General features: G+C 63.2%; 24 protein-coding genes, 7 pseudogenes and 1 CRISPR repeat array. Of the genes and pseudogenes, 23 read left to right on the plus strand and 8 right to left on the minus strand.

Translation table 11 applies throughout. From position 1 onward, the window contains the following. The first annotated feature begins 42 nt into the window (after nt 1–42). From HEQ16_01285 to HEQ16_01300, 4 genes are read left to right on the plus strand one after another with little or no spacing between them, the layout of a single operon-like run. Nucleotides 43–1,002 (plus strand): ABC transporter permease, encoded by a 960-nt coding sequence (locus HEQ16_01285; GenBank protein MCO4052704.1) that lies wholly within the window; start codon nt 43–45, stop codon nt 1,000–1,002. Beyond that, nucleotides 968–1,900, plus strand: a complete 933-nt coding sequence (locus HEQ16_01290) for an ABC transporter permease (GenBank protein ID MCO4052705.1) — start codon at nt 968–970, stop codon at nt 1,898–1,900. Before HEQ16_01285 ends, HEQ16_01290 begins: the two co-directional genes overlap by 35 nt. A gap of 18 nt (nt 1,901–1,918) precedes the next feature. Further along, nucleotides 1,919–2,932: an ABC transporter ATP-binding protein gene (locus tag HEQ16_01295; protein ID MCO4052706.1), complete on the plus strand. Its 1,014-nt coding sequence runs from the start codon at nt 1,919–1,921 to the stop codon at nt 2,930–2,932. Then, complete coding sequence (locus tag HEQ16_01300) at nt 2,851–3,930, plus strand: dipeptide ABC transporter ATP-binding protein (GenBank protein MCO4052707.1); 1,080 nt, start codon at nt 2,851–2,853, stop codon at nt 3,928–3,930. Before HEQ16_01295 ends, HEQ16_01300 begins: the two co-directional genes overlap by 82 nt. Nucleotide 3,931: 1 nt before the next feature. Here the strand turns inward: HEQ16_01300 and HEQ16_01305 are convergent. Then, nucleotides 3,932–4,156 (minus strand): annotated as a pseudogene (locus HEQ16_01305) (IS21 family transposase). Between the two features lie 145 nt (nt 4,157–4,301). Here HEQ16_01305 and HEQ16_01310 point away from each other — a divergent pair. Next, nucleotides 4,302–4,451: a hypothetical protein gene (locus HEQ16_01310; protein ID MCO4052708.1), complete on the plus strand. Its 150-nt coding sequence runs from the start codon at nt 4,302–4,304 to the stop codon at nt 4,449–4,451. A 46-nt stretch (nt 4,452–4,497) separates the two neighbouring features. On the opposite strand, the gene HEQ16_01315 is transcribed toward HEQ16_01310, so the two are convergent. Together HEQ16_01315 and HEQ16_01320 are read right to left on the minus strand one after the other, a co-directional pair. After that, nucleotides 4,498–4,914 carry a DUF5615 family PIN-like protein gene (locus tag HEQ16_01315; GenBank protein ID MCO4052709.1) on the minus strand — a complete coding sequence of 139 codons (417 nt, stop codon included), beginning with the start codon at nt 4,912–4,914 and terminating at the stop codon, nt 4,498–4,500. Next, nucleotides 4,911–5,564 carry a DUF433 domain-containing protein gene (locus HEQ16_01320; protein ID MCO4052710.1) on the minus strand — a complete coding sequence of 218 codons (654 nt, stop codon included), beginning with the start codon at nt 5,562–5,564 and terminating at the stop codon, nt 4,911–4,913. The genes HEQ16_01315 and HEQ16_01320 overlap by 4 nt, the downstream gene beginning before the upstream one ends. Before the next feature lie 126 nt (nt 5,565–5,690). Here HEQ16_01320 and HEQ16_01325 point away from each other — a divergent pair. The 3 genes and pseudogenes from HEQ16_01325 (at nt 5,691) to HEQ16_01335 (ending at nt 7,169) form a co-directional block, all read left to right on the plus strand. Then, nucleotides 5,691–6,440: pseudogene (locus tag HEQ16_01325) on the plus strand (IS6 family transposase). A 137-nt stretch (nt 6,441–6,577) separates the two neighbouring features. After that, on the plus strand, nt 6,578–6,868 hold the full coding sequence (locus tag HEQ16_01330) for a type II toxin-antitoxin system ParD family antitoxin (protein MCO4052711.1): 291 nt from the start codon (nt 6,578–6,580) through the stop codon (nt 6,866–6,868). After that, a complete protein-coding gene (locus HEQ16_01335) occupies nt 6,858–7,169 on the plus strand; it encodes a type II toxin-antitoxin system RelE/ParE family toxin (GenBank protein ID MCO4052712.1) in 312 nt (103 codons plus the stop codon). Before HEQ16_01330 ends, HEQ16_01335 begins: the two co-directional genes overlap by 11 nt. A 59-nt stretch (nt 7,170–7,228) precedes the next feature. Here HEQ16_01335 and HEQ16_01340 read toward each other — a convergent pair. Both HEQ16_01340 and HEQ16_01345 read right to left on the minus strand, forming a co-directional pair. Then, nucleotides 7,229–7,393: pseudogene (locus tag HEQ16_01340) on the minus strand (IS30 family transposase). 281 nt (nt 7,394–7,674) lie between these two features. Then, nucleotides 7,675–8,687: pseudogene (locus HEQ16_01345) on the minus strand (IS110 family transposase). 129 nt (nt 8,688–8,816) lie between these two features. Between HEQ16_01345 and HEQ16_01350 the strand changes: the two are divergent. The 8 genes and pseudogenes from HEQ16_01350 to HEQ16_01385 all read left to right on the plus strand — a co-directional run bounded on the left by HEQ16_01350 (nt 8,817) and on the right by HEQ16_01385 (nt 16,385). Further along, nucleotides 8,817–9,563: pseudogene (locus HEQ16_01350) on the plus strand (IS6 family transposase). 119 nt (nt 9,564–9,682) lie between these two features. Beyond that, the gene (locus tag HEQ16_01355; protein MCO4052713.1) at nt 9,683–11,227 is read left to right on the plus strand and encodes a CRISPR-associated endonuclease Cas3''; all 1,545 of its coding nucleotides are present in this window, start codon (nt 9,683–9,685) and stop codon (nt 11,225–11,227) included. Further along, entirely contained in the window at nt 11,224–11,451 is a 228-nt protein-coding gene (locus HEQ16_01360) for a hypothetical protein (GenBank protein ID MCO4052714.1), read from the plus strand. Before HEQ16_01355 ends, HEQ16_01360 begins: the two co-directional genes overlap by 4 nt. Then, on the plus strand, nt 11,397–12,407 hold the full coding sequence (cas3, locus tag HEQ16_01365) for a CRISPR-associated helicase Cas3' (protein ID MCO4052715.1): 1,011 nt from the start codon (nt 11,397–11,399) through the stop codon (nt 12,405–12,407). Before HEQ16_01360 ends, cas3 begins: the two co-directional genes overlap by 55 nt. Nucleotides 12,408–12,434: 27 nt before the next feature. Continuing rightward, nucleotides 12,435–13,258: a CRISPR direct-repeat array (repeat unit 29 nt; unit sequence GTGTTCCCCACGCCCGTGGGGATGAACCG). A gap of 76 nt (nt 13,259–13,334) precedes the next feature. After that, nucleotides 13,335–13,718: a transposase gene (locus HEQ16_01370; protein MCO4052716.1), complete on the plus strand. Its 384-nt coding sequence runs from the start codon at nt 13,335–13,337 to the stop codon at nt 13,716–13,718. Next, nucleotides 13,715–14,059 (plus strand): IS66 family insertion sequence element accessory protein TnpB, encoded by a 345-nt coding sequence (gene tnpB / locus HEQ16_01375; protein ID MCO4052717.1) that lies wholly within the window; start codon nt 13,715–13,717, stop codon nt 14,057–14,059. Before HEQ16_01370 ends, tnpB begins: the two co-directional genes overlap by 4 nt. Before the next feature lie 76 nt (nt 14,060–14,135). Next, complete coding sequence (locus HEQ16_01380; protein ID MCO4052718.1) at nt 14,136–15,803, plus strand: IS66 family transposase; 1,668 nt, start codon at nt 14,136–14,138, stop codon at nt 15,801–15,803. A 9-nt stretch (nt 15,804–15,812) separates the two neighbouring features. Further along, complete coding sequence (locus HEQ16_01385) at nt 15,813–16,385, plus strand: transposase (GenBank protein ID MCO4052719.1); 573 nt, start codon at nt 15,813–15,815, stop codon at nt 16,383–16,385. A 306-nt stretch (nt 16,386–16,691) separates the two neighbouring features. On the opposite strand, the gene HEQ16_01390 is transcribed toward HEQ16_01385, so the two are convergent. Continuing rightward, the gene (locus HEQ16_01390) at nt 16,692–17,018 is read right to left on the minus strand and encodes a hypothetical protein (protein ID MCO4052720.1); all 327 of its coding nucleotides are present in this window, start codon (nt 17,016–17,018) and stop codon (nt 16,692–16,694) included. 32 nt (nt 17,019–17,050) lie between these two features. Next, nucleotides 17,051–17,404: a hypothetical protein gene (locus HEQ16_01395; protein MCO4052721.1), complete on the minus strand. Its 354-nt coding sequence runs from the start codon at nt 17,402–17,404 to the stop codon at nt 17,051–17,053. Between the two features lie 286 nt (nt 17,405–17,690). Here HEQ16_01395 and HEQ16_01400 point away from each other — a divergent pair. Beyond that, nucleotides 17,691–18,493: pseudogene (locus tag HEQ16_01400) on the plus strand (IS3 family transposase). Between the two features lie 71 nt (nt 18,494–18,564). Continuing rightward, nucleotides 18,565–19,265: pseudogene (locus tag HEQ16_01405) on the plus strand (IS6 family transposase). Between the two features lie 246 nt (nt 19,266–19,511). Here HEQ16_01405 and HEQ16_01410 read toward each other — a convergent pair. Further along, nucleotides 19,512–19,985: a MarR family transcriptional regulator gene (locus HEQ16_01410; protein MCO4052722.1), complete on the minus strand. Its 474-nt coding sequence runs from the start codon at nt 19,983–19,985 to the stop codon at nt 19,512–19,514. A 162-nt stretch (nt 19,986–20,147) separates the two neighbouring features. Between HEQ16_01410 and HEQ16_01415 the strand changes: the two genes are divergently transcribed. From HEQ16_01415 to HEQ16_01435, 5 genes are all read left to right on the plus strand, one after another. After that, nucleotides 20,148–20,756, plus strand: coding sequence for a TRAP transporter small permease subunit (locus HEQ16_01415; protein MCO4052723.1), 609 nt, complete (start codon nt 20,148–20,150; stop codon nt 20,754–20,756). 32 nt (nt 20,757–20,788) lie between these two features. Continuing rightward, nucleotides 20,789–22,081: a TRAP transporter large permease subunit gene (locus tag HEQ16_01420; GenBank protein MCO4052724.1), complete on the plus strand. Its 1,293-nt coding sequence runs from the start codon at nt 20,789–20,791 to the stop codon at nt 22,079–22,081. A 103-nt stretch (nt 22,082–22,184) separates the two neighbouring features. Beyond that, on the plus strand, nt 22,185–23,258 hold the full coding sequence (locus HEQ16_01425) for a TRAP transporter substrate-binding protein (protein MCO4052725.1): 1,074 nt from the start codon (nt 22,185–22,187) through the stop codon (nt 23,256–23,258). Next, nucleotides 23,255–24,220, plus strand: coding sequence for an alpha/beta fold hydrolase (locus HEQ16_01430; GenBank protein MCO4052726.1), 966 nt, complete (start codon nt 23,255–23,257; stop codon nt 24,218–24,220). Before HEQ16_01425 ends, HEQ16_01430 begins: the two co-directional genes overlap by 4 nt. Further along, nucleotides 24,217–25,128, plus strand: coding sequence for an isocitrate lyase/PEP mutase family protein (locus HEQ16_01435; GenBank protein MCO4052727.1), 912 nt, complete (start codon nt 24,217–24,219; stop codon nt 25,126–25,128). Before HEQ16_01430 ends, HEQ16_01435 begins: the two co-directional genes overlap by 4 nt. The last annotated feature ends 505 nt before the right edge of the window (nt 25,129–25,633 follow it).

Below are 25,633 nucleotides of genomic sequence, written 5' to 3' on the forward strand. Positions count from 1 at the left end.
CGGCCACCTCCACCATGGTTGGTGACAAGGATCATCCCTCTCATGATGCAATATCTCATCCGGCGGCTGCTGATCGCGATCCCGAGCATTCTCGGGATCAGCATCGTGCTGTTCACCATTCTGGCAATGGCACCGGGTGACCCGTTCGAGGAGTTGGCGACCAACCCGGCGATCCCGCCCGAGGTGCGCGCCAACCTGCGCGCATCGCTCGGCCTCGATGACCCGATTTATGTGCGCTATGTCTCCTGGCTGATGGCGATGCTGCAGGGCAACTGGGGCTATTCCTTCGTCAGCCGCATTCCTGTCGACCAGCTCATCATGCAGCGTCTGCCCACGACCATTGCGGTGATCGGGCTCAGCCAGCTCGTCGCGCTGGCCATCGCCCTGCCGGTTGGCGTCTACGCCGCGACGCGCCCCTATTCGCTGTTCGACCAGATCGCCAACACGCTCGCCTTCATCGGCTTTTCGCTGCCGACCTTCTTCACCGGCCTGCTGATGATCCTGTTCTTCTCGATTTACCTGCAGTGGTTTCCCTTCGTCTACCGCACCAACATCGATGCGAGCGGCTGGCGCTGGTGGTGGGAACAGTTCCGCCAGTCGATCATGCCGATCATGGTGCTGGGCCTGTTCCAGGGCGCGGCCTGGGTGCGTTTCGTGCGCTCTGCCGTGCTCGATGTGATCCGGCTCGACCATGTCACCACGGCCCGCGCCAAGGGCCTGCCCGAAGGGTCGATCACGACGCGCCATGTCGTGCGCAACGCCATGATACCGGTGGTAACGCTGGTCGCGCTGCAGATGCCCGCGGTGTTTGGCGGTGCCATCGTCACCGAGCAGATCTTCCGCGTGCCGGGCATCGGCAGCCTGCTGATCACCGCGATCCTCTCCAACGACACCCCGGTGATCATGGCGGTCACCTTCGTGTTCGCCTGCCTCGTCATCTTCTTCAACCTCGTCGCGGATCTGCTTTATGGCTGGCTCGACCCCCGTATCAGCTACCGCTAGCGGCCCCGTCGGCACCAGGCCGACGGTCAGCCCCTGGGCGGAAACATGGCGGCGCTTCGCCAAGCACCGGCTTGCGGTCGCGAGCCTTGTCGTGCTGGCGCTGCTGGTGCTCGGCGTTCTGGCCGGCCCGTTCCTCTGGCCCGTGCCGATCAACGAGATCGACTTCGCGGTCTCGCTGCAGGGCCCGTCGCTGGCACATCCGCTGGGCACGGATGACCTCGGCCAGGACCTTCTGGCGCGCATTCTTTACGGGGGGCGCATCTCGCTGGCGGCAGGCTTCATGGCGATGCTGGTTGCGGTCGTGGTGGGCATCTTCGTCGGCGCGGTCGCAGGGATGGCCGGCGGCAAGACCGATGCGGCGCTGATGTGGGTGACCGACCTGTTCCTGTCGCTGCCGCAGCTGCCACTGCTGCTGCTGATCATCTACCTGTTTCGCGACAGTCTGACCTCGGTGGTGGGAACGACAATGGGCGTCTTCATCCTGATCGTCACGATCATCGGTCTGTTCAACTGGATGCAGGTGGCGCGGCTCGTGCGCGCCCAGTTCTTCTCGATCCGGGAGAAGGAGTTCGTCGAGGCCGCCCGCGCGCTCGGGGCCTCGCGCTGGCGGCTGGTGACGCGCCACATCCTGCCCAATTCGCTGGGTCCCGTGATCGTCGCCGCCACCATCGACATCGCGGCCGCGATCCTGGCGGAAAGCACGCTGTCATTCCTTGGTCTCGGCTTCCCGCCGGACATCCCGACCTGGGGTCGGCTGCTGTTCGACGCGCGCGACCATCTCGATTTTGCCCCGCATTGGGCGATCTTTCCAGGGCTTGCGATCTTCCTGACGGTGCTGACCATCAATTTCGTCGGCGATGGCCTGCGTGATGCGCTCGACCCGCGGCGGGTGGAATGATCCGTGGGCAATGATCCTGTGACCGCTGCGTCGTCGCCATTGCTCGACATCCAGGGCCTGAAGGTGCACTTCAAGACCGATGACGGCTGGGTGCGCGCCGTCGATGGCGTCGACATCGCTGTCGGACGCGGGCAGACCGTGTCCATTGTCGGTGAATCCGGTTGCGGCAAGACGGTGACCGCCAAGACGGTTCTCAAGCTGATCGACATGCCACCCGGCAAGATCGTCGCTGGCCGGATCGACTGGCGCGGCGGCACAAATGGTACAGCTGAAAATCTCGTGGATGCGCCACCGGCGCGGATGCGCGCCATCCGCTCCAAGGGCATCGGCTTCATCTTCCAGGAGCCGATGACCTCGCTGAACCCTGTCTACACGGTCGGCGACCAGATCGCGGAAACCGTGCGCCAGCACGAGAACCTCTCGCGCAAGGCCGCGCTCGAACGCGCCGCCGAGATGCTGAACCTCGTGCATATCCCCAATGCAGCCCGGCGCGTCGCCGACTATCCCCACCAGTTCTCTGGCGGCATGCGCCAGCGCGTGATGATCGCCATGGCCCTGTCCTGCAACCCGCAGCTCGTCATCGCCGACGAGCCGACGACCGCGCTCGACGTCACCATCCAGGCGCAGATCCTCGATCTGCTCAACGAGATGAAGGAGCGGCTCGGCATGGCGGTGCTGCTCATCACCCACGCCATGGGCGTGGTGGCGGAGACTGCGCAGCGCGTGGTGGTGATGTATGCCGGCAAGGTGGTTGAGGAAGCAACAGTCGAGGCTTTGTTCGCCCAGCCCCGCCACCCTTACACGCAAGGGCTTATCCGCTCGATCCCACGGCTTGATCTGGCTGCCACGGAGCACCGGCGGCTGGAAGCCATCGGCGGATCGGTGCCAAGCCTGCTCAATCCCCCGCAAGGCTGCCGCTTCGCCGCGCGCTGCAAGTTTGCCGTTGAGGAATGCCGTACCGTGGAGCCCCCTTTGCGGGAAGTATCGCCGGCCCACAAGGCGGCCTGCCACCGCGCGGAGGAGATCGCGTGAGTTCCGATCGCGTAAGCCCAGCCGGTCAACAGCCGATTCTGCGCGTCGACAATCTTGTCAAGCGCTTCCCGGTCAAGGGCGGCGTTCTTCGCCGCACGGTCAACGAGGTGCATGCGGTTTCTGGCGTCTCGTTCGACATCGCGTCCGGTGAAACGCTGGGGCTGGTGGGCGAATCGGGCTGCGGCAAGTCCACCACGGGCCGGCTGATCCTTCGGCTGATCGAACCAACCTCCGGCAAGGTCTGGTTCGATGGACAGGAGGTCACGGCGCTCGACCACAGGCAGATGACCGCGATCCGGCGCGACATGCAGATCATCTTCCAGGACCCGTTCGCCTCGCTCAATCCGCGCATGCCGGTCGGCGCCATCATCGCCGAGGCGCTGATCATCCACCGCCTGGCGAAGAGCGCGCGCGAGCGCGAGGAGCGGGTGGTGGAACTGCTGGAGAATGTCGGCCTCAACGCCGATCACATGCGCCGCTTTCCCCACGAGTTCTCCGGCGGGCAGCGCCAGCGCATCGGCATCGCCCGCGCGCTTGCCGTGTCGCCAAAGCTGGTGATCTGCGACGAGCCGGTGTCCGCGCTGGACGTCTCGATCCAGGCGCAGGTGGTCAACCTGCTGGAAGACCTGCAGGAGAAGTTCGGCCTCACCTTCCTGTTCATCGCGCACGATCTGTCCGTGGTCGAACACATCTCGGACCGTGTGGCGGTGATGTATCTGGGCCGCGTGGTCGAGATCGCAGCGTCGCGTGAACTCTATGTGACGCCGCTGCACCCTTACACAGAGGCGCTGCTGTCGGCTGTGCCGATCCCCGACCCGACCGTGAAGCGCACGCGGATTCGCCTGACAGGCGACGTGCCAAGCCCGCTGAATCCGCCACCAGGCTGCCATTTCCACACCCGCTGCCCGATCGCGGACAACGGCCTGTGCCGCAGCGAGGCCCCGCCTCTGCGCGAAACGCGGCCCGGCCATTTCGTCGCCTGCCATCACCGCGCGTGACCCGTGATCGGGACTTGCTCGCCTCGGCCCGGAGCCACACCGTTATCTTCCCGGCAAAAGGGTCGATTTTGCTCGGGCGATCGGGGACCTTGAACTGAGGCTCAACCGTGCCCGCGCGAAGATATTTACGGATCGTGTTCCGCGACAATCCCGTGCGTCGCTCAATCTCCCGGATCGGCATCCCTTCCCGGAAATGCCAGCGCCGGATGACGCTTAATAATGCCATGTCGATCACTCCATGTTCCCCCGACCCAAAGCCAGGGAGATGGTCAGAACATGGGTCAAATCTCAGTGGGAATTTACGAGCCCGCCGGGTCAGTTCTCAGCGGTAATCAACAAATTCGAGGCTGAAGGAGCTGGTCGACCTGTTCATGGCCTCGCCGCTGGTCACCGTGCAGATGGCGGTCGAGAAGCTCAAGGTCACGCAACAGGCCGTCGAGGTGATGCTGAGGGAACTCGGGCCCAGCCTGCCGCGTGAGCTCACGGGGCGGAAGCGGTATCGGGCGTGGGGGATCGTGTGAGGCGCGCAAGGCTGACTATGAAGTGCTGCCCGAAGTGTGATCGCCTTCAGTCCGGAGGTAGGGCGTAGCGCAGGATGTGGATCTCATCGGCAGCGTCGGCTGTGACCTCGAGCACCTGATTGACGAGGTCGGGATCGCCTGCCAGCTCGTCAAGCGCGACCTCGAACAGCTCAAGCTGCAGATCGAGGTCCATGGCGTCCGCTGCGCCAAGGCAGATCAGCCCGGCATGCAGTGCGACGCCGGCGTATTGCCCCTTCGCGCCCGGCCGATCTGCCGGCCCGCGGAAATCGACCGCGTTCTTGGTGACGAAGGTCCAGTCGCCGGCGAGGATAATCGGCTTCAGCTCCCAGTCCTTGCGGCCGGCAAGACCCAGCCAGACCACATGCGAGGATTCGCCGTGGCCGCGCCGCTGCGCCAGCTTGGTGAGGTCCGGGCTGAGGCACTCGTCGATGAGGAGCTTCACGCCGCCGCCCTGCGGCGCACCACGCGGCGATCCGTAACGATCCGAGCGCCGGCAGGCAACTCGACCGACCGAGGCCGCCCGCGCGGCGGGTTAGCGGCGGCGTAAAAGGCGGCGAGGTCGACTTGGCGCCCGTCGAGGCTCGGATAGGCCGAAAGGATGCGCTCCATCGGAAGACCCGCCGCCACCAAGGCCGCTACGTCATGGACCGGCACACGGGTGCCGCGGACGACTGGCGCACCGCCCAAGATGTCGTGATTGTTTTCGACGAGGGCGCGAGCCTCGGCCAGCTTGTCCAGCCGCTCGCCCGCCGCTCGGACGAACGGCCCGAGGTCAACCGCAAGATAGGCCTCGCGCCAAGTCCAGTCCTCGTCAGCGGCCTCGCTCAGCGTCCTGGATCCCAAACTGCCCAGCCGTGGAGCCATGGCGTTCAGCACGGCCAGCCGCTCCTCGGCCGCCAGGCGCCGGGCGCTGGCGAAATAGAAGGCGATCATCGGGCAGGTGGCGGCCCGCAGACGGCGGCCGTCCTCGGCCGCGAGCAGGTCAGCCGGCAGGAGCCTCTCGTCCACGACCCGGTTGACGTCGCGCAGCGAGACTCCCGCAACCGCGGCCGCTTCGGGTGGCTTCAGAAGTTCGGTGGCTGTAATGAGCATGACCGTGCTCCTAACGCATAAAATCATCCGATCGATCGGATTATATATCAACGCTGTGAGATGATCAACCTGACAGGGTACTGTCATGTTGACGACGTGTCGGCGAACATCGGCTCTTCGAGCGCGATGGTGACGAGTGCGGAATCCATTGATCGTGGCGATCGGTTCCCGGCGGACGTCATCGAGCAGGCTGTCTGGCTCTTTGTCCGTTGTCCACTCAGCCTGCGGATGGTCGAGGACCTGCTGGGGGCAAGCGGGATCGTCGTCAGCCATGAATCAGGCACGAAACCGTGCGGTGCCGGGCGGAGACATTCGGACGGATATACGCCAACAAGATCCGTCGGCGCGCCCCGCAGTTCTGCGACAAGTGGCATCTCGACGAGGTCGTGATCTCGATCAACGGCAAGATGCAGTGCCATGTTCGCGCCGTCGATGCTGATGGCTTGTGGCGGCCTGGTTCTCGACGCCCTGGTTCAGGGCCGCGAGGGTCGGTGCGCAGCGGAGAAGCTCGCAGTGGAGAAGCTCTTGCGCAAGTTGATACGAAAGCAATCCCGCGCACCGCGGGTGATGGTCACCGACAAGCTCGGTTCCTATGGCGCTGCCCGGACCGGGATGGGCATGACCTTCGAACATCGCCAGCACAAGGGCCTCAACAACCGGGCAGAGAATTCGCATCTGCCGACGCGGAGGCGAGAGAGGATCATGAAGCGGTTCAGATCCGCCAGGCACCTGCAGCGCCTCGTCTTTATCCAAGATCCGATCGCCAACCTCCACAATTGTCCCCGCCAAGCCATATCGTCATCCGACGATCAAGCGCTGCGAGCTGAGACGATTATGGCGTGGCGCGAGATCGCCGAACTGGGCGTCGCTGCGTAACGCAGGGGAAAGCGCCCCGTCTTCGCCTGGCCGCCGTTCGGCAAGTTGACAGCACCTGTCAGACGGGTGTCAGGGACCAGGCTTGTCATTGGGGGTATATGGTAGTAAGATTTGCTACTAATGAAAGGTGTGACCCCATGGCGAACGTGGAAAAAGTCAGCATTGCGTTGACCCCGGAACAGCTGGCCGCCCTGCGCGCGGTCGTTGAGGCGGGTGAATATGCCACCACCAGCGAAGTTGTGCGTGAGGCTTTGCGCGACTGGCAGCTTAAACGTGAACTCCAGCAAGACGATATCCGCCGCCTGCGCCAGCTCTGGCAGGATGGCCTGGCCAGTGGCTCGGCGGGTGAATTTGATATGACTGCGTTGCGCCTGGAAGCTCGTGCGCGTCTGGCCGGGGCAACGAAAGCTGGCCCTGATGGCAAATAGACTGATCTGGTCAAGGCAAGCACGCCTTGACCTCCTGGACATCTACGAACTGATCGGGGTTGAGCAGCCTGCGGCTGCGGAGCGGTATTTTGACCGGATCGAGGCGCTGGCCTCGCTCCTGCCTGAGCAGCCGCGTCTTGGCGTGGCCCGCCCCGAGATTGCGCCGGGTTTCCGCATGCTGGTCGAACGGCCTTACCTGATCCTCTATCGGATTGAACCGGATCTCCCGTCTGGCCCGGTTGAGCATGTCGAGATCGTCCGCGTGGTGGATGGCCGCCGCGACCTGAAGGGTCTTTTCTAGGCCGATCGTTGGTGGCTTCGCTGCTGCGCATGAGGTGGCATTTTTTTATCTGGGCGGTCTCAAATCTGAAGTGCATCACCGAGTTTCGATAGCTCAATCATAAAGACTTCCTCGGGTATTTGGAAGCCGAGGACGGCGCGCGGTCTGGTGTTGAGGCTGTGGGCGATCCTGTCGAGATCACGCTGGCTGTAGATCGACAGGTCGATGCCCTTGGGCAGGTACTGTCATGTGTGGACGGCTTGTTTGGGTCAAGGGTGTAAGTTCAGCTTTGGTTCGAGACAGGGATCGGTCATGTGTCCGGCCTGTTGACGCGGTTTGATGACCGCTGGCCCCGATGGTGATCGCTAGCCGGTCCCAATCAGACAGTCGAGCTGTTGAAGCTCGGACAGTACCACGGGTTTTCCGGTGCTTTCGTGTCTTGATCCGTCGCTTGTCTTGCCCTTTTCCCGTTACGGCGGGGATTCCGCCGCCTCATGCCCGGTTGTGATGCCGGGCAATTCCTGTTTCATGCCGCACGATACTCTTCACCATGCGCCATGATGGCCCATGCGATCCGGGCGGTCTTGTTGGCCCTCGCCACCGTGACCAAGCGTGCCGGTTTGCGTTCGAGCAAATGGCGCAGCCACGCGCCGGTTCCGGTTGTGCAGGCACCAGCCCGGCGCACGACCGATGTCGCCCCGATCACCAGAAGACGACGCAGATAGCTATTGCCCATCTTCGTGATGCGCCCGAGCCGTTCCTTTCCGCCGCTTGAGGTCTGGCGCGGAACCAGCCCGAGGAAGGCCGCGAAGTGCCGGCCCGACCGGAAGGCTTCGGGATCGCCGACACTGGCTGCTAGGGCGGTGGCCGTGATCAGTCCGATGCCGGGGATCGTCTCCAGACGCTGGCTAACCGCGTTGTCCCGATGCCAGGCCAGAAGCTTGCGCTCGATGGCATGGATGCCGGTCGCGAGCACATCGAGCTGGCTGCTCATGACATCCATGGCCAGCACAGCACCATCGGGCAGATCGGGATGCCCACTCTCGCGCAAGCTCTTCATGAAGGCGATGATCCGGACTGGTCCCTGTGGCAGCACGATCCCGAACTCCGCAAGATGGCTGCGCATGGCATTGAGTAGCATCGTGCGCTGGCGCATCAGGAGGTCACGCGAACGGTGCAGCATCAGGCAGCCCTGCTGTTCCTCGCTCTTGATCGGAACATTGCCCATGCCCGGGCGCAATACCGCCTCGCAGATCGCTTCTGCATCCGCCGCACATTCTTCTGGCGCTTGACATAGGGCTTCACATAAGCCGGCGCGATCAGGCGGACATCGTGTCCCATCGCCGAGATCCTCCGTCCCCAGTCATGCGCGCTGGCGCAGGCCTCCATGCCGATCCGGCACGCGGGCAGTTCCGAAAGAAAAGCCAGAAGCGCCGGGCGGCGCAGCTGCCGGCGCAGCACGACCTCACCCGCCTCATTCACCCCGTGAAGCTGGAAAACGGACTTGGCCAAATCGATCCCGAGTGTTGTAATCCGCATGTGGATGGCTCCTTCCTTCTGTTGGCGACAACATTCCCCAACATGGCACATCGCGATGCCGCCGGGGGGAGCCGTCCACACCATCAGGTTGCCGAAGTGTCGACGAACATCGGCTATTTGAGCGCGATGATGACGAGTGCGGAATCCATTGATCGTGGCGATCGGTTCCCGGCGGACGTCATCGAGCAGGCTGTCTGGCTCTTTGTCCGTTGTCCACTCAGCCTGCGGATGGTCGAGGACCTGCTGGGGGCAAGCGGGATCGTCGTCAGCCATGAATCAGGCACGAAACCGTGCGGTGCCGGGCGGAGACATTCGGACGGATATACGCCAACAAGATCCGTCGGCGCGCCCCGCAGTTCTGCGACAAGTGGCATCTCGACGAAGTCGTGATCTCGATCAACGGCAAGATGCAGTGCCATGTTCGCGCCGTCGATGCTGATGGCTTGTGGCGGCCTGGTTCTCGACGCCCTGGTTCAGGGCCGCGAGGGTCGGTGCGCAGCGGAGAAGCTCGCAGTGGAGAAGCTCTTGCGCAAGTTGATACGAAAGCAATCCCGCGCACCGCGGGTGATGGTCACCGACAAGCTCGGTTCCTATGGCGCTGCCCGGACCGGGATGGGCATGACCTTCGAACATCGCCAGCACAAGGGCCTCAACAACCGGGCGGAGAATTCGCATCTGCCGACGCGGCGGCGCAAGAGGATCATCAAGCGGTTCACATCCGCCCGACACCTGAAGCGCCTCGTCTTTATCCAAGATCCGATCGCCAACCTCCACAATTGTCCCCGCCAAGCCATGTCGTCATCCGACGATCAAGCGCTGCGAGCTGAGACGATTATGGCGTGGCGCGAGATCGCTGAACCGGGTATCGCTGCGTAACGCAGGGGAAAGCGCCCCGTCTTCGCGTGGCCGCCGGTCGGCAAGTTGACAGTACCTGTCTCGATGGCCTTGGACCTCGATGCCGTTTCTGCTTCATTCGACTGACAGGCTGGACATTCATGCTAAGCGACATACCAAAATCAAAGTTTTGCCATGTCGATTTCCGGCGTTTCTGGGGCAAGGCGCAGCCGCAACCGGATGCGAGGTCGTCTGCCAGTATGGCCATTCCTTGCCCATTTCACCCTGTCGCCTGGCATGGGCTTGATGTCGCGGCCGTGTTTCTTGAGCTTCTTGACGCCTGGCCGGACGAAGCTCGGGCGCTGGAACGCGCGTTCCAAGGTGATTGGCCGACGGCGCGTGGGGCATTGGCTATCTTGGTTGCCCTGCACGACATCGGCAAATTCGCCCCGGCTTTCCAGGCCAAGGCGCCGGAACAGGCCCCTTCTGAACTGATACCGTTGCTGACGAATACTGGCATCGACCATGGCGCGACCGGGATCGCCTACTTGGGCTGTGACCGCTACCTCAAGCGGCAGTGCGACGCCTTGCTGCCACATCTTCACAGCGACGAAAGATGGGCGTTGCTGCAGCCTGTCCTTGGGCATCACGGGCGGCCACTGGTCGACGCGACTATTCTGGCCGAACGTGACGGCAGACGCGATGGCCCATCAGCGGACGCCGCGCGGGCATTCATGGATGAAGTGCTTGCCCTGTTCGGCCATCCTGAACTGCCAAGGCTAGGGAAAGGACAGGCCGCCACCCTGTCCTGGCGGCTGGCGGGGCTGGTGGCGCTGGCGGATTGGATCGGCTCGAGCCAGACCTGCTTTCCCTACACGACAGCGGAACTCGGTGCTGCAGATTACTGGACACTGGCGCAGAAGCGGGCGAGGCAGGCGGTTGCGGCCGCGGGCCTTCGTGGCGCGCCGGTCTCGCAGATGCCGGCAACCGACGCCGTGACGCGCGGCGACTTTGCGTTGACCGATGCGCAAAGCTGGGCGGCGGAGCTCTCGCTCGACGAGGGTGCCGGGCTCTTCATCCTTGAGGACATGATGGGCTCGGGAAAGACTGAGGCTGCGTTGATTCTCGCGCACCGTCTCATGCAGGCCGGCCGCGCGGGCGGGCTGTATGTAGCGCTGCCGACAATGGCGACGGCCAATGCGCTTTATGGCCGGATGGTACGCATTTACCGTCGCCTGTTCATGCCGGATGCGTCGCCAAGCCTGATTCTGGCCCATGGCGCGCGTGATCTTGACGAACAATTCCGCAGCAGCATTGGCCTCGAACGCCTGGTGCCAAATGTGGTCCCGATCACTGCCAGCGAGGATGATGCGGACGCCTCGGAAGTGGCCTGCGCGCGGTGGCTAGCGGATGACCGGCGCAAGACGTTTCTGGCCGATGTCGGCGTCGGCACGATTGATCAGGCGCTGCTCGGCATGCTGCCGGTGAAGCATTGCGCGGTGCGGCAACTGGGCCTGCGCCGCCGCGTGCTCATCATCGACGAGGCGCATGCCTATGACGCCTATATGCAGAAGGAGATCGAGCGGCTGATCAGCTATCAGGGTAGCATGAATGCGCCGGTGATCGTGCTGTCGGCGACATTGCCGTCACTCATCCGGGGCGGCTCACGAAGGCTTGGGGCGATGCCCGCAAGTTGCCTGCCGTGAGCCAAGGAGAGGCCAGTTATCCGCTGGCGACCGTGCTGGGCCCAACAGGCGCGCGGCAGACACGGTTGATGCCGCGCGCCGACCTCGTGCGGGAGGTGGCCATCAGGCGCTTGCCCGATCACGCCGCTGCCGATGCGCTGGTGGTCGAGGCTGCACGGCAGGCGCGGCCGTGGCGCGGCTGTGCAACACGGTCGATGACGCGATCGCGGCGTGGCAGCGTCTGACGGCGCAGGGCATCGAGGCGGAGCTGTTTCATGCCCGCTTCGCCATGTGCAACCGCATCGCCATCGAGCAGGCGGCGATGGCGCGCTTCGGCAAATCCTCGCTGCCCGAGGATCGGCGCGGCCGCGTGCTGGTGGCGACCCAGGTGATAGAGCAATCGCTGGATGTCGACTTCGATCTCATGGTCAGCGATCTCGCCCCCATCGATCTTCTGCTGCAGCGCATGGGGCGGGTCTGGCGTCATACAGGCCGGCAGGAGCGTGGCTGGGGGCAGCCGACCTTGGCCGTGCTTTCACCCCAAGCCGTGCCGGATGCGCTCGCAGATTGGTATGGCGCGCTGTTTCCCGCCGGTCAATTTGTCTACCCCGACCACGCGCGGTTGTGGCGCACGGCGCGTCTGCTGTTTGGCAGCGATTGCATCAAGGTACCGGAAGACATGCGCCCTCTGGTCGAGCAGGTCTATGCCGATGAAATTACGGACGTGCCGGAAGGCCTTGCTCCATCGGTGATCAGGACATCTGGCAAGGATATGGCAAACCGGGGCCATGCTTCGCTCAATCTGCTGAACCTGGAAGACGGCTACGCGCCACACAGCGGGCTGTGGCAGACCGACATCCGGACGCCAACCCGCCTGAGCGACAACCGCACGACGCTGAGGCTGGCGCGAATCAGCGAGGGTAGGCTCATTCCCTACGCAATGACGCCTGATCTGCGACAAGCTTGGGCGCTGTCAGAACTTAGCGTCAGCGCGCGGCGTGTCAGTGGTCGTGGATGTTATGAGCCGGCGATCGAAACACAGGCGGCAGCGCTCGATGTGTTGTGGGAGCGCGAGGGAATGAAAGCACTTTGCCTTCCTTTGCTGGAGGATGGCGAAGGTTGTGTCTTTCATGTCAGAACGTCTGAAGGCAGAAATAAGTCGGGTCGATACGCTGGAATCATTGGACTATTTTGGACGTGATAATGCAAAAAGAATTGCAGTTATGGTGCGTGTTCCCCACGCCCGTGGGGATGAACCGAAGGAAGATTTGTGATGATGATTGACGGAAACGTGTTCCCCACGCCCGTGGGGATGAACCGCCCGTGACAACCGCATGCACCAATGGCTGGGCGTGTTCCCCACGCCCGTGGGGATGAACCGAGGCGAGCGCGTCACGTCCTATAGCGTCGCGCGTGTTCCCCACGCCCGTGGGGATGAACCGGTGAAGACTTTATCAGGCGCTTGGCGCTCAATGTGTTCCCCACGCCCGTGGGGATGAACCGTTGCCAGAGATTGCACCCCCCCCTGCCCCCCTGTGTTCCCCACGCCCGTGGGGATGAACCGCGCATCAGGGTATCGTGCAAGAGCCCGCCAAGGTGTTCCCCACGCCCGTGGGGATGAACCGACACGCGCCGCCGCAAGCCGCTGGACGCCCGTGTGTTCCCCACGCCCGTGGGGATGAACCGAAACTCGTCAATCGACATGTCAGACACAACCCGTGTTCCCCACGCCCGTGGGGATGAACCGACCCCGGCGGCGCGACTAATCTTGGCATAACCGTGTTCCCCACGCCCGTGGGGATGAACCGTAAGCAGGGCCTCGGCGTCCAGATCGCCAATGGCATTCCCCACGCCCGTGGGGATGAACCGACCTTCAGGTGCGCCCAGTTCCACAGATGCCGGTGTTCCCCACGCCCGTGGGGATGAACCGGTGCCCATCCGTCGCGGCGTAGGTGATGTGCCGTGTTCCCCACGCCCGTGGGGATGAACCGGCTTGTGGGCACATCATCGCGTGAACGCTGTTGTGTTCCCCACGCCCGTGGGGATGAACCGTAAGCGTGTAGGCAACCCCACGTATCTTTTGGTGTTCTGATCGCTCATTTTCCCGGTGAATCATGTGGGGAATCCTATGAGCGAGAGTATGAATCAAGATCGAGTTTTTGAGGTTTTGACGGCAGCGCCGGTGCGGACGAGGCGCAGGCTACGTGATTGGTCGGTCGACGAGAAGGCACGACTGATTTCCCAGACGCTGTTGCCTGGTGCGAATGTTTCGGCGATTGCGCGTTCTGCCGGGGTTGACCCTTCGCAGCTTTATGGATGGCGGCGACAGGCCCGGGCATCCGGGGCGGTCAAAGCCATGCCCGTTGCGCACGATGAGGTGAAGTTTGCGCGCGTCGAGGCGGCTGGCAACTGGGCTGTGGAGATTGTCATTCGGGATACGGTTGTCCGCGTTGGCGGCGACATCGATGCGGATCATCTGACCGTGATACTGAGGGCGGTGCGCAAAGCATGATTGGCCTGGGTGTCGTCGTTTACGTGTCGTGCCAGCCCGTCGACTTTCGTAAAGGTGCCGCATCCCTGATGGTGCTTGTCCGGGATGGCGGCCTCGACCCGTTCAACGGCGCGCTTTACGTGTTTCGGTCGAAACGTGCGGACCGTGTTCGGATCGTGTGGTGGGATGGCAGCGGCGTTTGTCTCTATTCGAAGACGCTTGAGGAGCAAGGCTTTTGCTGGCCTGCCCTATCGGCGGCTCGCATTCGCCTGGACCATTCGCAGCTGATGGCTCTTCTGGCCGGGATGGACTGGAAGAAGATCCGTCCGACAAAGGTGCGGCGACCCTTGCTGACGGGATGATGTCGATCTGCGGCAAGATGAATCATGCTGCTGTAATCATTGGGAAAGTGAGCGGTTTTGTGCTCTATTTGCACCCATGGATTTACCCCTGAACACCTTGCCGGACGACGTGGATGCGCTCAAGGCGATGGTGCTCGCCCTGGCGCGTGCGCAGGCGCAAGGGGATGTTCGATTAAGAGCCGCGGAGGCTGAAATCGCCCGGCTGGAGGCGATCGAACAGAGCGCCAACGAGCGGATTGCCAACCTGACGCTGATCATGAAGGTCTTGCAGCGCGCGCAACATGGCAAGCGCTCTGAACGGCTCCGCGCCGGTGGTCCTGGGGTCCTCGACGACGAGCAGATTGCCTTTGCCTTCGAGGAGGTGGAGACCGGCCTTTCGAGCGTCCAGAGCGAACTCGACCGGGGCGCCAGGGACAAGCCGAAACGCGCTCCACGCCCGCGCAAAGGCTTTGCTGCGCATCTTGAGCGCATCGAGGAGGTCATCGAGCCGGAACTCCCCGCTGGATATGAGGGCCTGGAGAAGGTGCTGATCAGCGAAGACCGTTCCGAACGGCTCGATGTCATTCCGCCGAAGTTCAGGGTCATCGTGACGCGCCGTCCCAAATATGCCTTCCGTGGCCATGACGGCGTGATCCAGGCGCTCGCACCGGCACACATCATCGAAGCCGGATTGCCAACGGAACGGCTGCTCGCCTTTATCGCGGTCTCCAAATATGCCGACGGTCTTCCGCTTTACCGTCAGGAGGCGATCTACCTGCGCGACGGGGTCGAGATCAGCCGATCCCTGATGGCCCAATGGATGGGCCATCTTGGGTTTGAACTGCAGATACTGGCCGATTACATCCTCGAAAAGATCAAGGAGGGTGAGCGGATCTTTGCCGACGAAACGAGCTTGCCCACTCTGGCTCCCGGATCGGGGAAAGCAACCAAGGCCTGGTTATGGGCCTACGCGCGCGATGATCGCCCCTATGGCGGCACCAGTCCGCCAATGGTGGCCTATCGCTTCGAAGACGGCAGAGGCGCTGAATGTGTGGCCCGTCATCTGTCCGGGTACAACGGCATCCTGCAGGTCGATGGATACGTGGCCTATAGCAGCCTTGCCAAGAGCCAGGCCAAGAGCCAGGCCAAAAGCCAGGCCAAAAGCCAGGCCAAAACCGGCAGCACAGAAACGATGAGGCTTGCCGGATGTTGGGCGCATCTCAGGCGCAGGTTCTACGATCTGCACATCAGCGGCGTCTCGCAGGCTGCCACGGACAGCGTCATGGCCATGACCGAGCTGTGGAGGGTCGAAGATGACGTGCGCGGCCGGAATGCAGACACCCGCGCGAAGCTCCGGCAGGAAAAGTCTGCGCCTGTCGTCGCGCGCCTCTTCGATCTTTGGGAACGGGAGCTCGGCAAGGTCTCCGGCAAGTCCAAGACGGCGGAAGCAATCCGCTATGCGCTCGCCCGCCGTGAAGCACTCGAACGGTTCCTCTCCGACGGTCGCATTGAAATCGACTCCAACATCGTCGAACGGGCCATCAGGCCCCAAACCATTACGCGAAAGAACAGCCTCTTTGCCGGAAGTGAAGGCGGTGGCAGGACCTGGGCTACACTGGGAACGCTTCTGCAAACCGCCAGGATGAACAATGTCGATCCTCTCGACTGGCTGTCGCAAACCCTCGCGCATATCGCCCAAGGATGGCCCGCATCCAAAATCGACGCCCTCATGCCCTGGAACTTCAGGTCAAACGCCCTCAGCTAACCGCTTACCGTGCAGGGCTACAACGCGCAGGCAGTGGTGACGACCGGGCAGATCATCCTGGCCGCTGACGTCACCACCGAGGCCAACGATGTGCGCCAACTCACCGGCATGCTTGACCAGGCACAGGCCAATGCCGAAGCAGTGCCGGGCGAGGAAGCGGTTCTCGGCGCGGCGGTTGCGGATGCCGGGTACTGGTCGGAGGCGGATGCCGGGTACTGGTCGGAGGCGAATGCCGAAAGCCAGACCGGGGAATGCGAACTGTTCATTGCAACCCAGAAGGATCACAAGCAGCGAGCTGCCTTGCGGGAGGCACCATCGCCGCGGGGGCGGATGCCGAAGTCAATGACCGCGCGCGAGCGTATGGATCGCAAGCTGCGGACCAGGCGCGGCCGTGGGCTCTACCGTCAACGGGGAGCCAGCGTCGAGCCGGTGTTCGGACAGATGAAGGATCGCCAGGATGCCGGTCGCTTCAGCATGCGCGGGCTTGAGCTCTGCCGCGGCGAGTGGCAGCTCCAGGCCGCCGTTCACAACCTTCGAAAACTGCACCGGGAGTCCGTCCGCCGAACAGAAAACGCAGGTTAGAACCGCCAGAATGGCCGAAAACCCGCCTCAATGAGCCGCAAGAACCCGCTTCTCTACGCCGTCATGGCGCGCTGGAGCGCGGTGAACCTAAAAAAACACCTATTGGGCGACAGGCTCTTAGGGCCTCGACATAGCCGTCGAACGCCGTTTCACTCTCGACTGTCCAGATGTCCATTGCCGCTCGATTCCTCAATTACCGAGCGGCACGCTATCAAATCAGACGTCAGCGCGAAGCTCCGCAAGACCGCGACTTTCTGACTCAGTAAGACTAAGCGTTTGATTTCGAGCAGCTCTTGTTCTGACCCCCTACTGCCACATCCTAATTTCGCCATCAGCGTATTCTAGTATACCCCTTTCTCTTTCAGCATCTTCGCCACTTGGCCTAAATGCAATAAAAATGAATTCTTCGTCGGGGATGCTTATAAATCTAGAAATATCTGAAGATTTGATCCAGCCCAGCGAGTATTTTGGTCCGATTTTTTTAAGTATTTCTCCGTTCTTATTCTTAATCTCGCCTCCCAAGCTCCAGATAATCGACGGGAACACATTTGCGCTGTCGCCCCCGAAGGTCTTGTTATCGCCTGCTGCTGATATGAGCAGGTTTCTAAGGTTGGGGCCAATGCTGAATGCCATTTTGCGAGTCCTTTCACCAAGCAGATACCATTTCAATAATTAATCTGACCGGCTGGACAGTAATTACCTGGATAAGTAAGACCGAAAACATACCCAGTAGCAAAATCAGTGTATGTACAATATGATGTGTTAGTTCTAGAATTGTAATCCCACCCAGTCAGGTATCCGCTGAATGTAACTTTGCCAGAGGCAGAGACGGTGTAAACATCTGCCGGCGCATCAACTTCCGGCGTATCAACTTCCGGCGTATCAACTGCCGGCGTATCAGCACAACCACAACCACAACCAGCAAGCTCGTTGACGGCAACTGCTTCTTTCAGCTCAGTGAGAAGCGCGGTTAAATCCTGATTGGCGAGCGAAACCCGAACTGGAACGATATTAAGCATGCAATCCCCCTTACGTGAACAGCCCCAAATTGATCTCATTTTGGCCACACAGAGTCAAGTTTCCCTCATCAAAGACTGATCGGGGCACATTGAGTGGTCCGGTTGGAATGTTATACTCCGAGTCACCCGGAAGCCGAATTTGGTGTTGACGCGAGGCAGCTCTGGGATTCAGCTTTGCCGATGATACGCTCTGGTTTTCTTTCCCCACCAGAACGCCGTGTGATCCACCCCCAATGAATTGGTCCACCTTGAAGTATGTCTTATGGCAACGAGGAGGATCCGATCCATGCCGAGAAAACGTCATAAACCTGAAGAGATCGTCGCGAAGCTGCGGCAAGTCGACGTCCTGGTCTCGCAGGGCAAATCCGTTGCGGATGCTGTCCGCGCTATCGGCGTGACCGAGGTCACGTATTACCGCTGGCGGCAGGAGTTCGGCGGGCTGAAGTCTGATCAGGTCAAGCGGATGAAGGAACTTGAGGCAGAGAATGCCCGGCTCCGTCGTGCCGTCTCCGATCTGACGCTGGACAAGATGATCCTGGCGGAGGCGGCAAGGGGAAACTTCTGAGCCCCGCGCGGCGTCGCGCCTGCATCGACCATATCCGGTCTGAACTGAAGTTGTCCGAGCGGCGGGTTTGCCGCGTGCTCGGGCAGCATCGTTCGACGCAGCGCCGACGCCCCAAGGGGCCTGACGATGAAGAAGCGCTCATCAAGGACATGACCGAACTGGTTCGCCAGTATGGCCGGTATGGCTATCGGAAGATCGCGGAGCTTTTGCGTTCGACCGCCGGCTGGGTGGTGAACGACAAGCGGGTCGAACGCATCTGGCGGCGCGAGGGGCTGAAGGTTCCGGCAAAGCAGCCAAAGAAGGGGCGGCTCTGGCTGGCCGATGGTTCCTGCATGCGGCTGCGAGCGGAATACCCCAATCATGTCTGGTCCTACGACTTCGTCGAGGACCGGACCCATGAGGGGAAGAAATACCGGATACTCAACCTGATCGACGAGTTCACCCATGAATGCCTGGCGATCCGGATCGACCGGCAGCTCAGGTCCATCGACGTGATCGACGTCCTGTCCGATCTCTTCATCCTGCGGGGGGGGGGGCGTGCCCGGGGTGTTGTCACATTAACTCGACCTGAAACCGGTTCTGGTTGCGGTGCGGCATGATTGCCAAGTCCGTCAGCTACAAGCGCCACCGCTTCCCGCCCGAGATCATCGCCCGTGCTGTATGGCTGTATTTCCGCTTTCCGTTGAGCCTGCGGTTGGTCGAGGAGATGCTGCTCGAGCGGGGCATCGTCGTCTCCTACGAAACGATCCGGCGCTGGGCGAGGACGTTCGGCCCTGACTATGCGAAGCGCTTCGGCGAAAGCCGGCCCGTTCGGACGATATCTGGCATCTCGACGAGGTCGTGATAACGATCGCCGGCAGGAAGCACTGGCTGTGGCGGGCGGTCGATCAGGATGGCTATGTGCTCGACGAAATCGTCCAGGCCCGCCGCAATACCAAGGCCGCCAGGCGGCTTCTCACCCGCCTGTTGCAGAAGCAGGGCCTGAAGCCCAGGCGCATGATCACCGACAAGCTCGGCTCCTGCGGCGCGGCAAAGAAGCAGGTCATGCCCGGCGTGGAGCACCGTTCGCACAAGGGCTTGAACAACCGGGCCGGGAACAGTCACGTCCCTTTTCGAAAGCGGGAACGGATCCTGCAGCATTTTCGATCGGCGGGAGCCCTGCAGCGTTTCGTCTCCGTCTTTTCCGCCGTCCGCAATCTCTTCGTCCCGCCCCGCGCGAGCCGCTCCGCTCCCGGCATCCACCTCCACCGGCTCCATGCCCTCGCTCAGTGGAATTCTGTCGCCATCGCTGCTTGATTGCCCGAACAAACCGTTCTGAGCGGCACCACAGAGTTAATGTGACAACGCCATTCGAGTGGTTGGTGATCTGCGTGGAGGGCTTAGACGCTCTGTTCCCAGCCCCAGCCTCCTGCTGCGCCAGAACGACCACTCAACATCGCGGCCAGACATGGCAACGCCACTGATAGGCTGGCCGAGTGAGACACAACCCCAGCGAGCCGATGGTGGTGGGTCAGCTTGAAACGACAGAAAAGAAGAAGTCGATCACCGCAGGTCGAGTGGCAGGTTCAGCGCGACCTTGGTGAGAAGCCGGTTGAGGTCGCACCTTTCGGCGTCATCGAGGCAGACCAGCACATCCGTCTCGCGCTCGACGAACAGCGCCATTACTGCATCATGCAGAGCGCGGCCGGCCGGGGTCAGCGAGAGCAGCGCCCGGCGCGCGTCATCCGGGTCAGGCTCCTGGCTGATCAGCCCCTTTGACGCCAGCAGCGCTGTGCCGCGGCTGATGTTGTTGCGCGGCTGCTCGGTGAAGGTCGTGATATCGCGCGGGTTCAGCGGGCTGCTGTAGGCGAGACAGATCAGGATCGTCCACTCCGGACGCGTCAACCCGTGATCACGCTCGATGCGCCGTAAGAGGGGTTCACGATAGAAATTCGTGATGAAAGCAAGCTTGTAGGCCGTAGAGATCGCGACGGTATCGATAAGGCCGATCAGGCGCAGCGAGCCGGCCCTCTCCATGCTGACATCTGCTGGTTCGCGATTTCCTGCCTGATCCAATGCTTTCGCCCGCGTACATGGCTGTCGCCAATTTGCTCTTGATATTCGTCCCGTTTGGGATGAACATGCTCTCCAGAGAGGGCATGCAGAACCCTCATCTTACAGGCTGGAGACACGAAATCCATGGGCCTGCCCCAGGATCATCGCGTGGACGCGGAGCCGCCGGCAACAGGCGCCCTTGCAGTCGCGCAGCGGTTGGGGAGCCGGCTTGGCTCGCTTCTCATTGGCATCGCTGCGCTCGCGACGCCTCTCCTGATCGCTGCCGTGGTGCTGGGCGTCATCGCCAGCCTGCTGAGGATCGAGGCGGTCATGCGCTTCGCGGAGCCGGTGCCGTTGCTGGGCCGGGCGATAACGCAGAACAGTCTGATCGACCTGCAATGGCACCTTAGCGCGTTGATGACGATGCTGGCGATCCCCGCGCTGGTGCTCAGCGACCGGCATGTGCGCGTCGACGTGCTCTACGAGCGGCTTTCGCCGCGCCGGCGCAGCGTGGTCAACCTGGGCGGTCATGGCCTGCTCGCCATCCCCTTCCTCGTGCTGGCGGTCGGGCCGGCCTGGACCTTCATGGAGCGCTCGCGCCTGTCCGGCGAGGGTTCGGTCGATGGCGGGCTGGCTGATCGGTTCCTCGTCAAGGGGCTGCTGCCGCTCGGCCTGGGGCTTCTGGCGCTGGCGCTAGCGATCGACATCCTTCGGCGCATCGCAACCCTTCTGAGCGCGGGGCGGCGACGGTGAGCGCCTTGTCGGCCCATGCCATGCCGTTGGCAATGTCGTTCACGCTGCTGGCGGCGATCCTCCTCGGCTATCCGGTGGCGCTGGCTCTGGCCGGCACATCGGCGCTGTTCATCCTGCTGTCGGACCTGCCGGCCGCCTTCTTCAATCTGATGATCAGCCGAATATACGCCAATGCGCTGGCCAACTGGCTGCTGGTCGCGGTGCCGATGTTCATCTTCATGGGCTTCATCCTCGAACGGACGGGCGTGGCCGAACGCATGCTCGACCAGATGGGACGCATGCTGCGGTCGCTGCCGGGCGGGTTGGCGCTCTCGGTGCTGGCGGTCGGCGTAATGCTCGCGGCCACCTCCGGGATCGTCGGCGCCTCGGTCGTGCTCCTGTCGACCCTGGCGCTGCCGCAGATGGTGAAGGCCGGCTACGATCGCAGCTTCGCCGCCGGGGTGGTCGGCTCCTCGGGAACCCTTGCGATCCTGATCCCGCCATCGATCATGCTGATCGTGCTGGCCGACCAGCTGCCCGTGCCGGTCGGAGACCTCTTCCAGGGCGCGATGCTGCCGGGCTTCCTGCTGGTCGCAGTTTACGGGCTCTGGATCGCCGGCCGCGCCTTCGCCGATCCCGGCGCCGCGCCGCCTTCCGCCGACAGGGCCGACCTCAGGCTCGCCGAGATGCTGGGGGGCATCGCGCCGGTCGCGCTGCTGATCCTGTGCGTGCTCGGCTCCATCATCGGCGGCTTCGCCACTCCGACCGAGGCAAGTGGGCTGGGCGCGGCCGGCGCCATCCTGGTGGCCAGCCTGCAAGGGCGCCTGTCGCTGCCGCTGCTGGTCAAGGCCTGCCTCGACACTGCGCGGACCACTGGGCTCGTGATGTTCGTCATCATCGGGGCGACCTGCTTCAGCGCGGTCTTCCGCGGCATCGGCGGCGAAACCATGATCGAGCAAGCCCTGACCGGCCTGGGCGGCGGACCATGGGGCATCCTTGGCGTGATCCTTGCGGCGATCTTCGTGCTGGGTTTCGTGCTCGACTGGCTCGAGATCAGCCTCATCCTGATGCCGCTGGTCGGGCCCGTGATCGCCGGGCTCGATTTCGGAAACGGCCTGGTCGGCAATGAGCGACTGGCCTGGTTCGCGATCCTGGTGGCGGTAAACCTGCAGTCCTCGTTCCTCACGCCGCCCTTCGGCTTCACGCTGTTCTACCTGCGCAGCACAGCCTCCGAGCTGCTGTCCAACGCGGACATCTACCGCGGGGTCGCGCCTTTCATCGCGCTGCAGATCCTCGTCGTCCTGATCGTGGCCCTCGTTCCAGGCCTCGTGACATGGCGATGGTGAGCCGCCCTGCCCGCCGGCTTGCGGGCACGGCCTTCCCGAACACCCGGCTTCAAGACCGGGCGACCAAAGACACTGCCAACGCCCCATGGGCAAGGAGGAGACAATGACCAGAACGACCACACCAACACGGGCCGGCTCCGGCCGCATCGGCAAGCGGCTGCTCGGCGCCATCGCGGGCGTAGCGCTCATGGCCAGCGCCGGCGCAGCGGGGGCGCGCGAACTCAGCCTCCAGTCGACCTTCCCCGGCGGGTTCCCCGTGCTGTCGGAATCGATCGACTACTTCATTCGCAATGTCGACAACGCCACGGCGGGACAGGTCAAGTTCAAGGCCTACGACGCCGGCAAGCTGTCGCCGCCCTTCGAGGTGCTGGGCAATGTGGGCAATGGCTCGATTGATTCGGGCTGGAGCTATGCGGGCTACTGGGCCGGCAAGTACCCGGCCGCGAACCTGTTCGGCTCGATCCCATTCGGCCCTGATGCCATCAAATACCTCGCCTGGATCTACGAGGGCGGCGGGCTTGCGATCTGGCAGGAGATCTACGCCAAGGACAACGTCGTGCCGATGCCATGCGGCACCATCATCTCCGAGGCAGCTGGCTGGTTCCGCAAGGAAATCAAGTCGCTGGACGACATGAAGGGTCTGAAGTTCCGCATCGGTGGCCTGGGCGGCAAGATCCTCGCCAAGGTCGGCGCTACGCCCACAGCCGTCCCGGCATCGGAGGTCTACCTCGCGCTTGAGACCGGCAAGATCGACGCGACTGAGCTCAGCTATCCCGCCATCGACCAGAAGGCCGGCTTCAGCCGCGTCGCCAAGAACTACTACTTCCCTGGCTGGCACCAGCCGTCCGGCTTCATCGAGTTCCTGATCAACAAGGGAGTCTGGGACAAGTTTACGCCGGGCCAGCGGCTGGCCGTTGAGGAGGCGTGCAAAGCGACGAGCCTTTGGGCGATCACCCGCGCCTCCGTCATCCAGAAACCGGCGCTCGAGGCCTTCCAGAAAGATGGCGTCAAGGTCGGACGCTTGCCGGACACGGTGCTCGCTGCGCTGGAAAAGGCGTCGACGGAGGTCATGGACGAGGAAGCCGCGCGCGATCCCCTGTTCAAGAAGGCGCTTGAGTCCTACCGCGCATTCAGTGCCATCTATGATGAATACAATAACCTGAACCGGCTGAAGTGACGCAAGAGCCCACCCCGATCGCGCTCGCGGACTTCGGCAGCTTCCACGTCGGTGGACGACTCGTCGAGATCCGCGGGCGCGAGCCTCGCGACATCGCCTTCACCCGCACGACGCGGCACCGGGTCGACCCGAACGGCGCCTACCGGATCGAGGCGGCATATGTGCAATGGTATCGCCCGGCCATCCTGCGCTGCGCGCTGCCTGTCGTGCTGGTGCATGGTGGCGGCATGACAGGTGCCGTCTGGGAGACCACGCCGGACGGCCGCGCAGGCTTCGTCCAGATTCTTCTGCGGCAGGGCTTTGCAGTCTATGTGATCGACGCGGTCGAGCGTGGTCGCGCCGGATGGTGCGCGCTGGACGGGATCTGGGATGGCGAACCGGTTCAGCGCAGCCTCGAGGAGGCTTGGTCCCTGTTCCGGATCGGCCCGGCAGAGGGTTTCAAGGATCGCCGCGCCTTTCCCGGGCAGCGTTTCCCCGCTTCGGCGCTGGAGACGCTCGCCGCCTCCTTTGTGCCGCGTTGGACCACTAACGGGCCGGCGGCGACGGCGGCGCTGAAAGCCGCGATCATGCGGATCGGCCCCTGTACGGTGATGTGCCACAGCCAGGGCGCTGAACAGGCCTTCGCGGTCGCGGCGGCCCGGCCAGACCTCGTGCGTGGGGTGATGGCGCTCGAACCGTCGGCCCTGCCGGAAGATGTGGAGACCCTGCCCGCCACTCTGATCGTGATGGGGGACAATCTTGATGCAACGCCCTTGTGGGAGGCGCTGACCGCACGAATCCGCCGGTTCGTCGAGCGCGCGCCGGGGGCCACCATGCTTGAGCTCAGCGCGGACGGACTGCCGGGCCACACGCATCTGATGATGATGGATCGTCGCAACGAAGCGGTACTCGGCCGCCTTACGCCGTTCATCTATGACTGCGCGGCGCCTGCGCAGATCGAAACGACCGGAGGGACGCCATGACCTTGCCAATCATACGGGAGCGACTTCCGGGAGAGCCTGCCCCGCCGCGCATGGCGGAGGTCCTGCGCGCGCGGCTGCGGCGAGGCACAGGAATCCTCGCCCTGCCCTGCCCTTATGACGGGCTGTCGGCGCGGCTTGCAGCGCAGGCGGGATATGAAGCGATGTTCATGGGCGGTTACGCACTGGTGGCGTCGCGCTTCGGCTTTCCCGACATCGGCCTCGCGACGCAAGGCGAAATGGTCGAGGCGGCCAGGGTCGTGGCAGCGTCGGCGGGTGTGCCCGTCCTCGCGGATGGCGACACGGGCCATGGCGGCTCGATGAACGTCCGGCGGACCGTGCAGTCCATGGATGCCGCAGGCGTGGCTGCAGTGATGATCGAGGACCAGCTTTCGCCCAAGCGCTGCGGACATCTGGCGGGCAAGCAGATCGTGGACCGGACCGAAGCCGTGTTGCGCGTTCGGACTGCGGTGCGCGCAGCGGAACAGAGCGCCGGGCGCGTGTTGATCCTGGCGCGCACCGATGCCCGCAACATCGCCGGGCTGGAGGAGGCGATCTGGCGCATGCAAGCCTTCGAGGCGGAGGGGGCGGAACTGCTGTTCATGGAGAGCCCACATGACGAGCGCGAGATGGCGGAGTCGAACCAGGCCGTGTCATCGCCCACGCTCGCTAACGTGCTCGAGGGTGGTCTCAGTCCAATCTTGCCGCGTGCCCGGCTCGAGGCGCTCGGCTTCGCCATGGCAGCCTATCCGATCGCGCTGATCGGTGCGGCCGGGCATGCGGCACGCGCCGCGCTGGCCGCAATTGCGGCGGAAGAAGCTGGCCCGCCCCGGTTGAGCCATGCCGAGCTTCTGGACGCGACGGGCTATACCCAGGTCGAGGCAGCGCTGCGTGCGCTAGATGAAGGCTGAGGCTTGTGGGCTCGCTGATCGCCGCCGCTGGCGTGACGGCGGCGGGACGATTGCCCGATGCAGATCAAGCCGCACACCCGACGCATCGCGCATGCTGGCAGGGAGAGTAAACGCTCCATGCGCGAAGCCAATCTCAAGAGAAGCACGCTTACCATGCCCGGCCGAAGTAGTTTCCGAAAGGGTCCGCCCGGCCCGCTCCAGACCCTTACCGACGTCACCCAGCGCCTGAGCGCCATCCACGAGGAGGAAGGGCATTGGCCTGACGAGGCCTTCCGCGCCGACTGCCTCGACCTTTATCGGCGCGAGCGCGAGGTCGGAACCGAGATCATAGCCGATGCCGGCGTGATCCGGGAGTTCGTCGAGGAGGCGACACGGTCAATGGCGGCGCAGCGCCTGTGCCAGCCTGTAGCGGGTCAGGATCAGGTTGCCGAAGCGCTTGCGACCACCCCGGCGGGCGTTGTCACATTAACTCTGTGGGGCCGCTCAGTGCGGTTTGTTCCGGCAA

This window comes from Bosea sp. (in: a-proteobacteria), assembly GCA_023910605.1.
In the GTDB taxonomy this organism is placed as follows: Bacteria; Pseudomonadota; Alphaproteobacteria; order Rhizobiales; family Beijerinckiaceae; genus Allobosea.

Coding starts and splice junctions, on each gene's coding strand:
- HEQ16_01335 (MCO4052712.1), top strand. CDS start 6,858: ATGGCAAATAGACTGATCTGGTCAAGGCAAGCACGCCTTGACCTCCTG.
- HEQ16_01425 (MCO4052725.1), top strand. CDS start 22,185: ATGACCAGAACGACCACACCAACACGGGCCGGCTCCGGCCGCATCGGC.
- HEQ16_01380 (MCO4052718.1), top strand. CDS start 14,136: ATGGATTTACCCCTGAACACCTTGCCGGACGACGTGGATGCGCTCAAG.
- HEQ16_01390 (MCO4052720.1), bottom strand. CDS start 17,018: ATGGCATTCAGCATTGGCCCCAACCTTAGAAACCTGCTCATATCAGCA.
- HEQ16_01320 (MCO4052710.1), bottom strand. CDS start 5,564: ATGCTCATTACAGCCACCGAACTTCTGAAGCCACCCGAAGCGGCCGCG.
- HEQ16_01300 (MCO4052707.1), top strand. CDS start 2,851: ATGCCGTACCGTGGAGCCCCCTTTGCGGGAAGTATCGCCGGCCCACAA.
- HEQ16_01435 (MCO4052727.1), top strand. CDS start 24,217: ATGACCTTGCCAATCATACGGGAGCGACTTCCGGGAGAGCCTGCCCCG.
- HEQ16_01290 (MCO4052705.1), top strand. CDS start 968: ATGGCTGGCTCGACCCCCGTATCAGCTACCGCTAGCGGCCCCGTCGGC.
- HEQ16_01415 (MCO4052723.1), top strand. CDS start 20,148: ATGGGCCTGCCCCAGGATCATCGCGTGGACGCGGAGCCGCCGGCAACA.
- HEQ16_01410 (MCO4052722.1), bottom strand. CDS start 19,985: ATGGAGAGGGCCGGCTCGCTGCGCCTGATCGGCCTTATCGATACCGTC.
- HEQ16_01285 (MCO4052704.1), top strand. CDS start 43: ATGATGCAATATCTCATCCGGCGGCTGCTGATCGCGATCCCGAGCATT.
- HEQ16_01370 (MCO4052716.1), top strand. CDS start 13,335: ATGAGCGAGAGTATGAATCAAGATCGAGTTTTTGAGGTTTTGACGGCA.
- HEQ16_01310 (MCO4052708.1), top strand. CDS start 4,302: ATGGCCTCGCCGCTGGTCACCGTGCAGATGGCGGTCGAGAAGCTCAAG.
- HEQ16_01330 (MCO4052711.1), top strand. CDS start 6,578: ATGGCGAACGTGGAAAAAGTCAGCATTGCGTTGACCCCGGAACAGCTG.
- HEQ16_01395 (MCO4052721.1), bottom strand. CDS start 17,404: ATGCTTAATATCGTTCCAGTTCGGGTTTCGCTCGCCAATCAGGATTTA.
- HEQ16_01420 (MCO4052724.1), top strand. CDS start 20,789: ATGTCGTTCACGCTGCTGGCGGCGATCCTCCTCGGCTATCCGGTGGCG.
- HEQ16_01355 (MCO4052713.1), top strand. CDS start 9,683: ATGCTAAGCGACATACCAAAATCAAAGTTTTGCCATGTCGATTTCCGG.
- tnpB (MCO4052717.1), top strand. CDS start 13,715: ATGATTGGCCTGGGTGTCGTCGTTTACGTGTCGTGCCAGCCCGTCGAC.